The sequence below is a fragment of the Helicobacter labacensis genome (assembly GCF_003660285.1).
GTDB classification, from domain to species: Bacteria; Campylobacterota; Campylobacteria; order Campylobacterales; family Helicobacteraceae; genus Helicobacter; species Helicobacter labacensis.
In genome coordinates this window covers 68,227-83,206 of the sequence record NZ_QXQQ01000003.1, presented here as the reverse complement: position 1 = coordinate 83,206, position 14,980 = coordinate 68,227, and the positions used below count along the sequence as shown (strand labels likewise).

The following is a 14,980-nucleotide window of genomic DNA, read 5'->3' as shown; positions in this document are numbered from 1 at the left end:
GCCCATATAGCTCAGGGGTCAGAGCACTTCCTTGGTAAGGAAGAGGTCGGCGGTTCAATTCCGCTTATGGGCTCCAGTAGCTATCCCTATAGGCTTTAAAATTTATATACAGGAGCGCAAATGGCAAAAGCAAAGTTTGAAAGAAACAAACCCCATGTCAATGTGGGCACCATCGGGCATGTTGACCATGGTAAAACTACTTTGAGCGCAGCGATTTCTGCCGTGCTATCCCTAAAAGGTTTAGCCGAACTCAAAGACTACGACAATATTGACAACGCCCCCGAAGAAAAAGAAAGAGGCATCACCATTGCCACCTCTCACATTGAATACTCCACAGAAAACCGCCACTATGCCCATGTTGATTGCCCCGGACACGCCGACTATGTCAAAAACATGATCACCGGTGCGGCACAAATGGATGGCGCGATTTTGGTTGTCTCAGCAGCTGATGGTCCTATGCCCCAAACCCGCGAACACATTCTGCTCGCGCGCCAAGTGGGTGTGCCCCATATTGTGGTGTTTTTAAACAAACAGGACATGGTAGACGATCAAGAACTCTTAGACCTCGTAGAAATGGAAGTGCGCGAACTCTTGAGCGCTTATGACTTCCCCGGGGATGACACTCCCATTATTGCCGGCTCCGCGCTCAAAGCCTTAGAAGAAGCCAAATCTGGTAATATCGGCGAATGGGGTCAAAAAGTCTTGGATTTAATGAACCATGTAGACAACCATGTGCCCACCCCTGAGCGCGACACGGAAAAAGCCTTTTTGATGCCCGTAGAGGATGTCTTCTCTATTGCAGGGCGGGGCACCGTAGTAACCGGCAGGATTGAGCGCGGTGTAGTCAAAATTGGGGATGAAGTAGAAATTGTGGGAATTAGAGACACCCAAAAAACCACGGTTACCGGCGTGGAAATGTTTAGAAAAGAGCTGGATAAAGGCGAAGCGGGGGATAATGTGGGCGTGCTTTTAAGAGGCACTAAAAAAGAGGAAGTCTTTAGAGGCATGGTGCTTTGCAAACCCGGATCCATCACTCCCCATAAGAAATTTGAGGGCGAAGTGTATGTTCTCTCCAAAGAGGAAGGTGGGCGACACACGCCTTTCTTTAATGGCTATCGCCCCCAATTCTATGTGCGCACTACCGATGTAACGGGGTCTATTAGCTTGCCTGAAGGCACTGAGATGATCATGCCCGGGGATAACACTAAGATCGTGGTGGAGCTTATCAGCTCGATCGCGCTAGAAGTGGGCACAAAATTTGCCATCCGTGAGGGGGGTAAGACCGTGGGCGCGGGTGTGGTTACTAAAATCCTTGAGTAGGGATGGGCATGAAAGTCAAGGTTGGTTTGAAATGCGCAGATTGTGCGGAAATCAATTACAGCACAACCAAGAATGCCAAGACAAATACGGAGAAACTGGAGCTCAAAAAGTTTTGCCCTAGGGAAAATAAACGCACCACACATAAAGAGGTCAAACTCAAAAGTTAGGGGCGTTTGAGGGGGATAGAGGTCAGTAGCTCCAATGGTAGAGCACCGGTCTCCAAAACCGATTGTTGGGGGTTCGAGTCCCTCCTGACCTGCCATGGTGGCAAGAGAAAGTTGGTGGAATGAAAAAGTGGTTATCCCAGTATAGATTGACAAAAGAGGAGCTATCAAAGGTGATCTTCCCACTCAAGGAGCAGATTCGCAATGCCCTTGTGTCTGTGGTGGTTGTGGTGAGCATCATCACCTTATTTTTGGCTTTGATAGATTTTGTTTTGTCGTCCTTTGTCGCTAGCATTCTATAGGGGGTTTTGATGGAATGGTATGCGATTCAAACCTATTCAGGCAGTGAGCAGGCAGTTAAGAAAGCCATTGAAAACATGGTGCGTGAAAACAATATTGGGGATCGGGTGCAAGAAGTGATTGTGCCCACAGAGGATGTGATCGAGCTCTCTAAAAAGAGTAAAAATAAAGTTACTGAGCGCTCCCTTTACCCCGGGTATGTGTTTATCAAGGTGGATTTAGACACGGTGTTATGGCATAAAATCCAATCTTTGCCCAGAGTGAGCCGTTTCATTGGAGAGAGCAAAAAGCCCACGCCTCTAAGCGATGCAGACATTGGCAATATTTTAGAGAAAATGACTCACCGCGCCGCGCCCAAGCCCAAAATTTATTATGAGAGGGGCGAGGTGGTGCGCATCATTGAGGGACCTTTTGCCAATTTTACCGCGACAGTGGAAGAATACGATGTGCAACACCGCAAATTGAAACTCAATGTCTCGATCTTTGGGCGCAATACCCTCATTGAGATTCTCTACTCTCAAGTGGAAAAAATCATCTAAGGAGCATGTATGGCAAAAAAAGTTGTCGGTGAGATTAAATTGCAAATCCCAGCAGGAAAAGCCAACCCCTCTCCGCCCGTAGGACCAGCTTTGGGGCAAAGGGGGGTGAATATCATGGAATTTTGCAAGGCGTTTAATGAGAAAACTAAAGACATGGGGAGTTTTAATATCCCTGTGATCATCACGGTGTATCAAGACAAGAGTTTCACTTTTATCACCAAAAAACCCCCCATGACCGATCTCATCAAAAAAGCCAGCGGGGTGGCTAAAGGGGCGGACAACCCTTTGAAAAATAAAGTGGGTAAGCTCACTTTGTCCCAAGTGGAGGAGATCGCTAAAAACAAGCTAGAAGATCTCAACACCACGGATTTAGAGGCGGCAAAGCGCATTGTGATGGGTAGCGCAAAAAGCATGGGCATTGAAGTAGAAGGATAGAGATGGCAAAGCTAGCAAAGCGTTTGGAAAAATTAGCAAACAAGTTTGAAAAAGACAAGGTCTATAGCCTTGAAGAGGGTGTGGGCGTGGTGAAGTCCCTAGCCTCAGCTAAATTTGATGAAACTGTAGAGGTGGCTTTGCGCTTGGGTGTGGATCCAAGGCATGCCGATCAAATGGTGCGCGGAGCGGTGGTCTTGCCCCATGGCACGGGCAAAAAAGTGCGCGTGGCGGTTTTTGCCAAAGACATTAAACTAGATGAAGCTAGAGAAGCAGGGGCTGATGTAGTCGGGGGTGAGGATTTAGCCGAGGAAATCAAAAATGGGAATACTAATTTTGACATGGTGATTGCCACTCCGGATATGATGGCTGTTGTGGGGAAGGTGGGGCGCATTTTAGGACCTAAGGGCTTGATGCCTAATCCTAAAACGGGCACCGTTACGATGGACATTAAAAAGGCTGTGAGCAATGCCAAAAGCGGGCAGGTGAATTTTCGCGTGGATAAAAAGGGCAATTTACATGCCCCTGTGGGTAAGGTGAGTTTTGAGGCGGCACAAATCAAGGAGAACATGCTAGAGTTGGTGCGTGCGATCAACAAACTCAAACCAAGCACGGCTAAGGGGAAGTATATCCGCAATAGCGTGGTGTCTTTGAGCATGTCCCCGGGTGTGCGCTTAAATGCCCAAGAATTGATGGATGTAAAATAGTTGATCTTAGACTGAAGAAACAAGGGCGGTCGCTTAAATCACTCTTAGAGTGTCCTTGTGGAAGTTGAAGTCGGAAAGGAGGAAACATGCATAGAGAACAAAAACAAGAGTTAGTCGCTATACTGAAAAATGCCTTTAGCGATATGGAAGCCTTAGCGGTGTGCGACTATAAGGGCTTGAGCGTGAAAAATCTAGAAAAATTGCGCAACAGCGCGCGCGCGCAGGGTATTAAAGTGCAGGTGATTAAAAACACCCTAGCCAGCCTCGCACTCAAAGAGGCGCAACTACCCGCCCTAGAGCTCAAGGAAACGAATTTATTCGTTTGGGGTGGCGATCAAATCGCGCTTTCAAAAGTAGTGATGGGCTTTGCTAAGGAGCACAAGGAGCACTTTAGTGTGAAGCTTGGGCTATATGAAAAGCAGGCTGTAGATGGTGCGCACATTGAGGCGATCTCTAAATTGCCTAGCAAACAAGAGCTCATTGGGATGTTGCTCTCTGTTTGGAGCGCGCCAGCAAGGTATTTTGTTACCGGCCTAGACAACCTGAGAAAATCAAAAGAAGAAGCATAAAGGATCAACATGGCAATTAGCAAAGAGGAGCTATTAGAGTATATCGGGGGCTTGAGCGTTTTAGAACTCTCTGAGTTGGTGAAAGCCTTTGAGGAAAAATTTGGCGTGAGTGCAGCTCCTACTGTGGTGGCTGGAGCTGGGGGCGGGGCTGTGGCTGAAGTGGTAGAAGAGAAAACCGAGTTTAGCGTGGTGCTGGCTGAAACTGGGGCTGAAAAAATTAAAGTCATTAAAGTGGTGCGTGAGATCACCGGCTTAGGGCTTAAAGAGGCTAAAGAAGCCACAGAGAAAACTCCCCATGTGCTCAAAGAGGGCGTGAATAAAGAGGAAGCCGAAACCCTCAAAAAGAAACTTGAAGAAGTCGGGGCGAAGGCTGAAATTAAGTAAACCGTCTTTGGAGGGGGAAAGCTATTTTAAGGGGATTTCCATGCGTATTTGCTAAAGCAGGCATTTTAGGTAAATGCGCGTGGCTATTTATCTACAATGCCAACTTTACACATCCCACAAAGGTTTAACATGCAACATTCAAGCTTGAATCACCGCTTGCGTGCGGATTTCACCAAAATGACTCAGGATTTGGAAGTTCCCAATTTATTGCTTTTGCAAAAAGACAGCTACGAGGCGTTTCTCTACCCCAAAGAAGGCAAAGAAAGCGGGATCGAGCGGGTGTTTAAATCTGTTTTCCCCATCCATGATACCCAAAACCGCATTAGTTTAGAATATGTGGATTGCGAATATGGCAAGAGTAAATACACGGTGCGCGAGGCGATGGAGCGGGGCATCACCTATTCTGTGCCCTTGAAGATTAAAATCCGTTTAATTCTATGGGAGAAAGACCCCAAAAGCGGAGAGAAACTAGGAACTAAGGACATCAAAGAGCAGAGTATTTTTATCCGTGAAATCCCCTTGATGACGGATCGCACTTCCTTTATCATCAATGGGGTGGAACGCGTGGTGGTGAACCAACTCCACAGAAGTCCCGGGGTGATCTTTAAAGAGGAGAAATCCACCACCAGCGCGAACAAACTCATCTACACCGGGCAAATCATCCCCGATCGGGGCTCATGGCTTTATTTTGAATACGATGCTAAGGACATCTTGCATGTGCGCATCAACAAACGCCGTAAGGTTTCTGCTACTATTCTCTTCCGCGCTCTGGGTTATAGCAAACAGGACATTATCCGTATTTTCTATCCCCTATTAAAGGTGCGTTGTCATGAGGGCAAGTATCTCATCCCTTTAGAAAGCATCAATCTCAATGAGCGAATCGAATTTGACATCAAAGACGCGCAGGGAAATTTATTGGTGTCAGCCAATAAAAAAATGGGGAGCAAAAAAATCAAAGACCTTAAAGAGAGTGGCATCGAATGGGTGGAATACCCCAGCGATATTTTACGCAACCGCTATTTGGCTGAACCCATTTTAGATGCCCAAGGGGAGGTGTTGCTAGATAGTCTCAGCTTGCTAGAAGCCCCCAAATTAGAAAAAATCCAAGAAGCTGGCGTGAGCGAGTTTGTGATCGCCAATGATCTAGCCAGCGGGCATGACGCGGCGTTGATTCACTCTTTTTTAGGCGATGCGGACGCGTTGCGCCTGCTCAAACAAAGCGAAAAAATTGAGGATGAGAGCGCGTTGGCTGCAGTGCGTATTTACAAAGTCATGCGCCCGGGCGATCCTGTAACCCCCGATGTGGCTAAGGCTTATGTGCAACAACTCTTCTTTGATCCTGAGCGCTACGATCTCACTATGGTGGGGCGCATGAAGATGAATCACAAATTGCATGTCAAAGTGCCCGACTATGTAACCGTGCTCACCCATGAGGACATCATCGCCACCATGAAATACTTGATTAAAATCAAGAATGCAGAGGGGCAGATTGATGATCGCGATCACTTAGGCAATCGGCGCATTAGGGCGGTGGGCGAGCTTTTGGCTAACGAATTGCATGAGGGCTTGATGAAAATGCAAAAGACCATCAAGGACAAACTCACCACCATGAATAGCGCGCTAGATTCTCTTATGCCCCACGATCTTGTCAACTCTAAAATGATCACCAGCACGATTTTAGAGTTTTTCATGAGCGGGCAACTCTCCCAGTTTATGGATCAAACCAACCCCCTCTCAGAAGTAACCCACAAACGCCGTTTGTCGGCTTTAGGGGAGGGCGGGTTAGTTAAGGATCGCGTGGGTTTTGAAGCGCGCGATGTCCACCCCACCCACTATGGGCGTATCTGTCCTATTGAAACCCCTGAGGGGCAAAACATCGGGCTCATTAACACTTTATCCACCTTTACACGGGTGAACGAACTTGGTTTTATCGAAGCCCCCTATAAAAAGGTGGTGGATGGCAAGGTGAGTCAAGAGGTGATCTACCTGACGGCGATCCAAGAAGAGGGGCAGGTGATCGCCCCAGCAAGCACGCGTCTGGATTCGCAAGGCTATATTGTAGATGACTTTCTAGAAACACGCGTAGGCGGAGAAATTGTCATGCGCGAAAAACACAAAGTAACGCTGATGGATTTGAGCTCGCGCATGCTCGTGGGGGTGGCAGCCTCTTTGATCCCCTTTTTAGAACATGACGATGCCAACCGCGCCTTGATGGGGACTAACATGCAACGCCAAGCCGTCCCCTTGCTCAAATCTGAAGCTCCCATTGTGGGGACGGGTATTGAGAGCATTGTGGCGCGCGATTCATGGGGGAGCATTAAAGCAACACGCAGCGGGATCGTAGAAAAGGTGGATTCTAAGAATATCTACATCTTGGGCGAGGGGGAACAAACCTACATCGATGCCTACTTACTGCAAAAGAATTTGCGCACCAACCAAAACACCTGCTTTAACCAAAACCCTATTGTCAAAGTGGGGGATCGTGTGCAAGCCGGGCAGATTATCGCCGATGGTCCTAGCATGGACAGGGGAGAATTGGCTTTGGGGAAAAATATCCGTGTGGCGTTCATGCCTTGGAATGGGTATAACTTTGAAGATGCGATCGTGGTGAGCGAGAAGATCACTAAGGAGGATATTTTTACTTCTGTGCATGTCTATGAAAAGGAGATCGAAGCTAGGGAACTCAAACATGGGATTGAGGAATTTACCCCGGATATCCCTGATGTTAAAGAAGAGGAGATCGCCCATTTGGATAGCGGGGGGATTGTCAAGATCGGGACTTATGTCAGTGCTGGGATGATCTTAGTGGGCAAGGTTTCGCCCAAGGGTGAGATGAAAAGCACCCCAGAAGAGCGTTTATTGCGCGCTATTTTTGGAGACAAGGCGGGGCATGTGGTCAATAAATCGCTCTATTGCCCCCCCTCTTTAGAGGGGATTGTCATTGGGGTGCATATTCTGACTAAAAAGGGCTATGAAAAGGACGCGCGCGCCATTAGCGCCTATGAAGAGGAAAAGGCGGGGTTGGATATTGAGCATTTTGATCGCCTGACAATGTTAAACCGCGAAGAACTCTTGCAAATCAGCACCCTTTTTTCCAAAGAGCCCCTAGAGGAGAGCGCAACCCTCAATGACACCACCTATCCCAAAGGGGGTAAAATCCCTAAAGAAGTGGTGATGGAGATCAACCGCTTTGGGCTGGCTTCCTTAGCCAAGAAATACCAAAAAAGCGTCCAAGATCAATTCGAGCACATTAAAGTCAATTTTTTGGAACAAAAGAAAATCCTAGGCGAAGAGCATGAGGAGAAACTCTCTATCTTAGAAAAAGACGATATTTTGCCCAATGGCGTGATCAAGCAAGTAAAAGTTTACATCGCCACCAAGCGCAAACTCAAAGTGGGCGACAAAATGGCAGGACGGCATGGCAATAAGGGCATTGTTTCTAATATCGTGCCCATAGCCGACATGCCCTATACGGCTGATGGTGAACCGGTGGACATTGTGCTCAACCCTCTAGGTGTGCCAAGCCGGATGAATATTGGGCAGATCTTAGAGGTGCATTTGGGGCTTGTGGGCAAACAACTAGGCGCACAAATTGATGCGCTTTTAAAAGAACACACCCAAGACATGCTTGCCAAATTGCGCGCCAAAATGCTAGAGATCGCCCATGTGGTCAATGTCCATAACGATAGCCTAGCTAAAATGTTAGAAAATTGCCCAGATGAAACCTTGCTGGCTTACGCGCGCGATTGGAGTGCGGGGGTGAAGTTTGCTATCCCCGTCTTTGAGGGCATTAGTGAGGAGCAATTCAAACGCCTCTTTGAGTTAGCCCAAATCGACCCAGATGGCAAGGTTGAACTTTTCGATGGGCGCACGGGTGAGAAGATGAAAGAGCGGGTAAATGTGGGCTATATGTACATGCTCAAACTCCACCACCTTGTAGATGAAAAAGTGCATGCTAGAAGCACGGGACCTTATTCTTTGGTAACCCAACAACCCGTAGGGGGGAAAGCCCTCTTTGGGGGGCAACGCTTTGGGGAAATGGAGGTGTGGGCGTTGGAATCTTATGGAGCAGCCCACACGCTCAAAGAAATGCTCACGGTGAAATCCGATGACATTAAGGGGCGCGAGAACGCCTATAAAGCGGTAGCAAGAGGCGAACATGTGGGCGAATCTGAAATCCCGGAGACTTTTTATGTCCTCACTAAGGAATTGCAATCTTTGGGACTGGATGTAAATATCTTTGGGGATGATGTGGATGAGTTTGGCGCGCCCAAGCCCATTGCGATCAAAGAGGACGAACGCCCCAAAGATTTTAGCTCTTTCCAACTCACCTTGGCTAGCCCGGATAAAATTCGTGAGTGGAGCTATGGGGAGGTTAAAAAGCCAGAAACAATCAATTATCGCACCCTCAAACCTGAGCGCGATGGACTCTTTTGCATGAAGATCTTTGGTCCTACTAAGGATTATGAATGTCTGTGTGGGAAGTATAAAAAACCTCGTTATAAGACTATTGGGAGCTGTGAGAAATGCGGTGTAGCCATCACCAGCTCTAAGGTGCGATCTTTTCGCATGGGGCATATTGAGCTAGCTACCCCTGTGGCGCATATTTGGTATGTTAATTCTTTGCCTAGTCGTATTGGCACGCTTTTGGGCATTAAAATGAAAGACTTAGAGAGGGTGCTTTATTACGAAGCCTATGTGGTGCAAGAGCCCGGGGAAGCCTTTTACGATTTAGAGAACACCAAACCGGTGTGCAAATACGACATTTTAAACGAGGAGCAATTCCAAAACATCGCACGCCACTACGAAAATAGGGGCTTTGTGGCGCACATGGGCGGAGAGGTGATCAAACAACTCTTAGAGGAGCTGGATTTAACCACTTTGCTCAAAAGTCTCAAAGATGAGATCAAGGCAACTAACTCTGATGCCAAGAAAAAGAAACTCATCAAACGGCTTAAAGTCGTAGAAAGCTTTTTAAATTCAGGTAACCGCCCTGAGTGGATGGTGCTTACCGCCTTGCCCGTCCTACCCCCGGATTTGCGCCCCCTTGTGGCTTTAGATGGGGGCAAGTTTGCCGTGAGCGATGTCAATGAACTCTACCGCCGGGTGATTAACCGCAACCAACGCTTGAAAAGACTCATGGAATTAGGCGCGCCAGAAATCATCGTGCGCAATGAAAAACGCATGCTACAAGAAAGCGTGGATGCGTTGTTTGACAACGGGCGCAACGCCAATGCCGTGAAGGGCGCGAACAAACGCCCCCTAAAATCTCTTTCTGAGATCATCAAGGGTAAACAGGGACGCTTTAGACAAAACTTGCTAGGTAAGCGCGTGGATTTCTCAGGGCGCAGTGTGATCGTGGTAGGACCCAATTTGCAGATGGATCAATGTGGCTTGCCAAAAACGATGGCGCTAGAACTCTTCAAGCCGCATCTGCTCTCTAAATTAGAAGAAAAGGGCTTTGCGACCACCCTCAAACAAGCCAAGCGCATGATTGAGCAAAAAACTAATGAAGTGTGGGAATGTTTAGAGGAGATTGTGCATAATTACCCGGTCTTGCTCAACCGCGCCCCCACCTTGCACAAACAATCCATCCAAGCTTTCCACCCCAAGCTCATTGATGGCAAGGCGATCCAGTTGCACCCACTGGTGTGCTCTGCCTTTAACGCGGATTTTGATGGGGATCAAATGGCAGTGCATGTCCCCTTAAGCCAAGAGGCTATCACTGAGTGCAAGGTTTTAATGCTCAGTTCCATGAATATTCTCTTGCCTGCAAGCGGGAAAGCCGTAGCCGTGCCTAGCCAAGACATGGTGCTAGGGCTTTATTATCTCTCTTTGGAAAAAAGCGGGGTGTTGGGCGAGCATAAGCCCTTTTCTAGCGTGCATGAAGTGCTCACCGCTATCGACGCTAAGGAATTAGACATCCATGCTGAGGTGCGTGTCTTGCAAGGTCAGCACATCTTAAAGACGACAGCAGGGCGTTTAGTGCTCAAATCCATTTTGCCCGACTTTGTGCCCCCCCATTTGTGGAACAAGGTGATGAAAAAGAAGGACATCGGGGCGCTAGTGGATTTCGTGCATAAAGAGAGCGGAATCGGACAAACCGCACGCTTTTTGGACAACTTGAAGATGCTAGGCTTTAGATATGCCACTAAGGCGGGCATTTCTATTTCTATGGACGACATTATCACGCCCGCGCACAAGCACCGCCTAGTAGAAGAGGCTAAAGAAAAGGTCAAATCTATCCAAGCCCAATTTGAAGCGGGTAGTTTGAGTAGCCAAGAGAGAACCAACAAGATCATTGACATTTGGGGGGAAGTCAATGAGTTGACGGGCAAAGAGATGATGGACACCATCGCTGCAGACAAACAGGGTTTCAACTCTATTTACATGATGGCAGATAGCGGCGCGCGCGGTTCCTCCACCCAAATTAGGCAACTAGGTAGCATGCGCGGGTTGATGACTAAGCCAGATGGCACGATCATTGAAACCCCCATTATTTCTAACTTCAAAGAGGGGCTCAATGTGTTGGAGTATTTTAACTCCACACATGGGGCGCGCAAGGGGCTAGCCGATACCGCGCTCAAAACCGCCACCGCTGGATATTTGACGCGCAAACTCATCGATGTCGCCCAAAATGTCAAGGTGGTGCAAGAGGATTGTGGCACGCATGAGGGCATTGAGATCACAGACATTACTGTGGGGAGTGAACTCATTGAACCCCTAGAAGAGCGCATTTTTGGGCGCATTTTGGTAGAGGATATCATCGATCCGCTCACCAATGAAATCCTACTCAACACCGACACTCTCATCGATGAAGAAAAAGCCAGAAAGATCATTGAAGCGGGGATCAAATCGGTCACGATTCGCACACCTGTAACCTGCAAGGCGCATAAGGGGGTGTGTGCTAAGTGTTATGGTTTGAATTTAGGTGAGGGCAAGATGGTTAAACCGGGTGAGGCTGTGGGGGTTGTTGCAGCCCAATCCATCGGGGAGCCCGGAACACAACTTACTTTGCGCACCTTCCATGTGGGTGGGACTGCATCGCGCAGCCAAGAAGAACGCGAGATTGTAGCCAATAAGGAAGGCTTTGTGCGCTTCTTTAACATCAAAACCTACCGCAATAAAGAGGGCAAGGACATTATCGCCAACCGCCGCAATGCGGCTATTTTTGTGGTAGAGCCCAAGATCAAAGCCCCCTTTGATGGGGTGTTAAAGATCGATCACAGCCATGAAGAAGTGATTATAAGCGTGGTGAGTGGGGATCAAGAGGCGCGTTTTGTCTTGCGCAAAAGTGATGTGGCTAAGGCTAATGAATTGGCTGGGGTGAGTGGCAAGATTGAGGGGAAAATTTACTTGCCCTATGAAAGCGGGCATGCCGTGCACCAGGGGGGGAGTATCGCTGATATTATCAAAGATGGTTGGAATGTGCCTAACCGCATTCCCTATGCCAGCGAGATCGCCATTCATGACAACGATCCTATCACCCAAGATATTTATGCCAAAGAAAAGGGTGTGGTGCGCTACTACAACTTAGTGGGCGATCATTTGGAGCGCGCTTTAGACATCAAGGCGGGCATGATCGTAGAAGAAAAGGGGTTATTCGCGGTGGTGGCTGATGAGAACGATCAAGAGGCGATTCGCCATTACATCGCGCGCGGTTCTCTTGTGAGGGTGGAGGATAATAGCGCGGTGGAAAAAGAGAGTCTATTGGTGGAAGCCAACCAAGAGGCGAAGAATCTCATCGCCTCTTGGGATCCCTATAGCACTCCTGTGATCGCCGATGTCAAAGGGATTGTGCGCTTTGTGGATTTGATCGTAGGGGTGAGTATCACCACTAAGGAAGATGAAACCACTGGGGCGATCTCTACAACTATTAACGAACATGTCCCCAGCGATCTAAAACCCCGCCTATTCATAGAAACCCAGGGGCAAGAGGGCGTGTTCTACTCTCTAGAGCCCAAAACTTCCATCGTGGTTACAGAAGGGGCACAAGTGGAAATCGCCGATGTCTTGGCTAAAATCCCCAAAGCCACCGCCAAATCTAAAGACATTACGGGCGGTCTACCCCGGGTGTCCGACATCTTTGAGGCGCGCAAATCTAAACCTAAGGACACCGCGATTCTCTCAGAGATCGATGGGGTGGTGAGTTTTGGCAAGGCGGTGCGTAATAAAGAGAGAGTTACTATTGTTGGCTCAGATGGGCGCAATGTGGAGTATTTTGTTGACAAGGGCAAACAGATTTTGGTGCACCCTAATGAATTTGTGCATGCAGGAGAGGCTATTACAGAGGGCGTTGTGAGCAGCCATGACATCTTGCGTATTAGCGGAGAAAAGGAGTTGCACAAATACATTGTGAGCGAAGTGCAACAGGTTTACCGCCGTCAGGGGGTGAGTATCGCTGATAAGCACATTGAAATCATTGTTTCGCAAATGTTGCGCCAAGTGCGCATTTTGGACAGCGGGGACACCAAGTTCATCGAGGGGGATTTGGTGAGTAAGAAACACTTTAAAGAGGAAAACCAACGCATTTTAGCCCTTAAAGGAGAGCCGGCCATCGCCGAACCCGTTTTACTGGGAATCACGCGTGCGGCTATTGGGAGCGATAGCATTATCTCGGCGGCTTCTTTCCAAGAAACCACGAAGGTGCTCACAGAGGCAAGTATTGCTATGAAAAAGGACTTCTTAGAGGACTTAAAAGAAAATGTGGTCTTGGGGCGCATGATTCCTGTGGGCACTGGGCTTTATAAGGACAAGAGAGTCTGCCTCAAACTCGAAGAACAAGACTAATCCCCACTTTTTTGCCCTCTTTAAGGGGGCTTTTACTCCCCCACCCCCAAAACCTCTTGACTCTCTCTCTCTCTCTCTCTCGCTAAAATGGCACTCTATTTTAAAATGCGAGGAGCAGACATGTTTATCCAAGATTTGAGTGTTGAACAACAACAAGTGTTTTTGTATTTGGCTAGAAAAGTCATTGAAGCCGATGGCGTGTTGCATGAATTGCAACTAGGCGCGCTAGATGTGATCAAAAAGCAATGTGAATACGGCATTAGTGAAAAAGAAGTGCCCCTCAGTGATCTGGGCAAACTTTTCACCACCAACCACGCTAAACATGCCGCGCTTTTAGAGTTAGTCTCTGTAGCACTCGCGGATAGCCGTTGGCATGACAATGAGAGGGACACGATTTACTCTTATGCCAAAGAAATGGGCGTATCCACCCACAAAGTGGATCAATTCAAAGACTGGGTGGTGAAAAATTTTATGCTTTACCAAGAAGCGGTAAAGTTGTTAGATTAGGAGGGAGAGATGATTAAAGTTTTAACTGGTGCAGTTGTTGGAGTAGGGGCTTTAGCCGCTATGGCACCTCTTACAGGTGCAGCACTTGCAGCGGGCGCGGTGGCTGGAGCGGTGGCTGGATCAAAGAAAAGTTAAGGTTTTTAACAAGCGCAAAGGAGAAAATGATGGCGATGGGTACTGGACAGGCGATCGCTGGGGCGGTTCTTGGAGTTGCGGCTTTAGCTGCTATGGCACCTCTTACAGGGATAGGTATTGGCGCAATTCTTGCAGGTGAAGCACTGGGGGCAACAGCGGCAGCGAGTGTTGCCGGGGGAGCTGTTGTTGGGGCTGTGAGCGGAGATAAAATGTAGGAGGTGTGGTATGAATTTTTTAAAATCAATGCATAAGGTGGTTGGAGCGGCACTAATACCAGCAAAGATTGCGGGCGATGTTGCTTCAAGTGTCCGTGCCCATATGGGCGAGCAAGTGGATGCGCCCGCAATAGGTAGCGTGGTGAGGTGCTATATTTATGGTGCTGAACACACAGGAATTTATGTAGGCGATGGCGACATTATCCACTGGACGCGTCATAGCAAGGTTGAGAGATGTCCAAAAGAGGACTTCAAATCTTTGTCTTCAATGAGTATTTATGTCGCTTGCAAAGGCACAGAGCCGGTAGGTTCTCCTCAAGCTGCCAAGTATGCGATTAGCAAAGAAGATCAAGGCGAAAAAGAGAGGGGTAAATACAACGAAACGACTAATAACTGCCACATGTTTGTTGTGGAATGCTTGACTGGCAAAAAATGCGAACCGCGTTGGGAAGAGCCAAATGAGTATTGCAAGCAATACTTAGGCACGGATAACTGGCGCGTGTGGAAAAATACTTAATGTTAGTGTTTAGGGATGGATAGGGCGTTGCCAACCTTAGTATCAACAATAGGTGGGCTATTTAAACAAGGAGACCAACATGGGCATTTTTGACTTTGTGTCGGGATTGGTGGGGGGCACTAAAGCACCAAGCCCTACAACCCCAGAAACCATCACCATTGATGAGGAGATCGCCAAACATGTCAAGGGGAGTGGGGATTCTAAGGCGAGCGATTTTGGCTATTCCTCTTGGCTTGCCTACTACAAAGAAAAACGCTACCCCAAGAAATCTAAAGAGGAACGCGCAACAATCACCTTGCCCTGTTGCCAATATGGATGTTCGAGCGATGCGGATAGAGGGGCGCATGTTAAAATTGAGGGGTATGGGGAGAAATGGTGGATTGTCCGTATGCCCTAGCCAC

Annotated in this window: 13 protein-coding genes and 2 tRNA genes; all 15 read left to right on the top strand. The window is 48.1% G+C overall.

What is annotated here, in order from left to right; all coding sequences use genetic code 11:
• The 15 genes from EAO33_RS01985 (at nt 1) to EAO33_RS01915 (ending at nt 14,976) form a co-directional block, all read left to right on the top strand.
• Nucleotides 1–76 (top strand) — tRNA-Thr (locus EAO33_RS01985).
• Between the two features lie 44 nt (nt 77–120).
• A complete protein-coding gene (tuf, locus tag EAO33_RS01980; RefSeq protein ID WP_120944479.1) occupies nt 121–1,320 on the top strand; it encodes an elongation factor Tu in 1,200 nt (399 codons plus the stop codon).
• Nucleotides 1,321–1,328: 8 nt separating this feature from the next.
• Nucleotides 1,329–1,487, top strand: a complete 159-nt coding sequence (gene rpmG, locus EAO33_RS01975) for a 50S ribosomal protein L33 (RefSeq protein WP_120944477.1) — start codon at nt 1,329–1,331, stop codon at nt 1,485–1,487.
• Nucleotides 1,488–1,506: 19 nt separating this feature from the next.
• Nucleotides 1,507–1,582, top strand: a tRNA-Trp gene (locus EAO33_RS01970).
• A 24-nt stretch (nt 1,583–1,606) separates the two neighbouring features.
• The gene (gene secE / locus EAO33_RS01965; RefSeq protein ID WP_120944475.1) at nt 1,607–1,786 is read left to right on the top strand and encodes a preprotein translocase subunit SecE; all 180 of its coding nucleotides are present in this window, start codon (nt 1,607–1,609) and stop codon (nt 1,784–1,786) included.
• A 9-nt stretch (nt 1,787–1,795) separates the two neighbouring features.
• A complete protein-coding gene (nusG, locus tag EAO33_RS01960; protein ID WP_120944473.1) occupies nt 1,796–2,323 on the top strand; it encodes a transcription termination/antitermination protein NusG in 528 nt (175 codons plus the stop codon).
• Nucleotides 2,324–2,332: 9 nt separating this feature from the next.
• Nucleotides 2,333–2,758: a 50S ribosomal protein L11 gene (gene rplK / locus EAO33_RS01955; protein ID WP_120944471.1), complete on the top strand. Its 426-nt coding sequence runs from the start codon at nt 2,333–2,335 to the stop codon at nt 2,756–2,758.
• Nucleotides 2,759–2,760: 2 nt separating this feature from the next.
• Nucleotides 2,761–3,462 carry a 50S ribosomal protein L1 gene (gene rplA, locus EAO33_RS01950; RefSeq protein WP_120944468.1) on the top strand — a complete coding sequence of 234 codons (702 nt, stop codon included), beginning with the start codon at nt 2,761–2,763 and terminating at the stop codon, nt 3,460–3,462.
• Between the two features lie 86 nt (nt 3,463–3,548).
• The gene (gene rplJ, locus EAO33_RS01945) at nt 3,549–4,031 is read left to right on the top strand and encodes a 50S ribosomal protein L10 (RefSeq protein ID WP_120944466.1); all 483 of its coding nucleotides are present in this window, start codon (nt 3,549–3,551) and stop codon (nt 4,029–4,031) included.
• A 9-nt stretch (nt 4,032–4,040) separates the two neighbouring features.
• Nucleotides 4,041–4,415 carry a 50S ribosomal protein L7/L12 gene (rplL, locus tag EAO33_RS01940; protein ID WP_120944464.1) on the top strand — a complete coding sequence of 125 codons (375 nt, stop codon included), beginning with the start codon at nt 4,041–4,043 and terminating at the stop codon, nt 4,413–4,415.
• A 129-nt stretch (nt 4,416–4,544) separates the two neighbouring features.
• Nucleotides 4,545–13,205 carry a DNA-directed RNA polymerase subunit beta/beta' gene (locus EAO33_RS01935; protein ID WP_120944462.1) on the top strand — a complete coding sequence of 2,887 codons (8,661 nt, stop codon included), beginning with the start codon at nt 4,545–4,547 and terminating at the stop codon, nt 13,203–13,205.
• 120 nt (nt 13,206–13,325) lie between these two features.
• On the top strand, nt 13,326–13,712 hold the full coding sequence (locus EAO33_RS01930; protein WP_120944460.1) for a molecular chaperone DnaJ: 387 nt from the start codon (nt 13,326–13,328) through the stop codon (nt 13,710–13,712).
• A gap of 164 nt (nt 13,713–13,876) precedes the next feature.
• Nucleotides 13,877–14,062 carry a hypothetical protein gene (locus EAO33_RS01925; protein WP_120944458.1) on the top strand — a complete coding sequence of 62 codons (186 nt, stop codon included), beginning with the start codon at nt 13,877–13,879 and terminating at the stop codon, nt 14,060–14,062.
• A gap of 10 nt (nt 14,063–14,072) precedes the next feature.
• Entirely contained in the window at nt 14,073–14,579 is a 507-nt protein-coding gene (locus EAO33_RS01920) for a C40 family peptidase (RefSeq protein WP_120944456.1), read from the top strand.
• Between the two features lie 79 nt (nt 14,580–14,658).
• A complete protein-coding gene (locus EAO33_RS01915) occupies nt 14,659–14,976 on the top strand; it encodes a hypothetical protein (RefSeq protein WP_120944454.1) in 318 nt (105 codons plus the stop codon).
• Nucleotides 14,977–14,980: the final 4 nt, after the last annotated feature.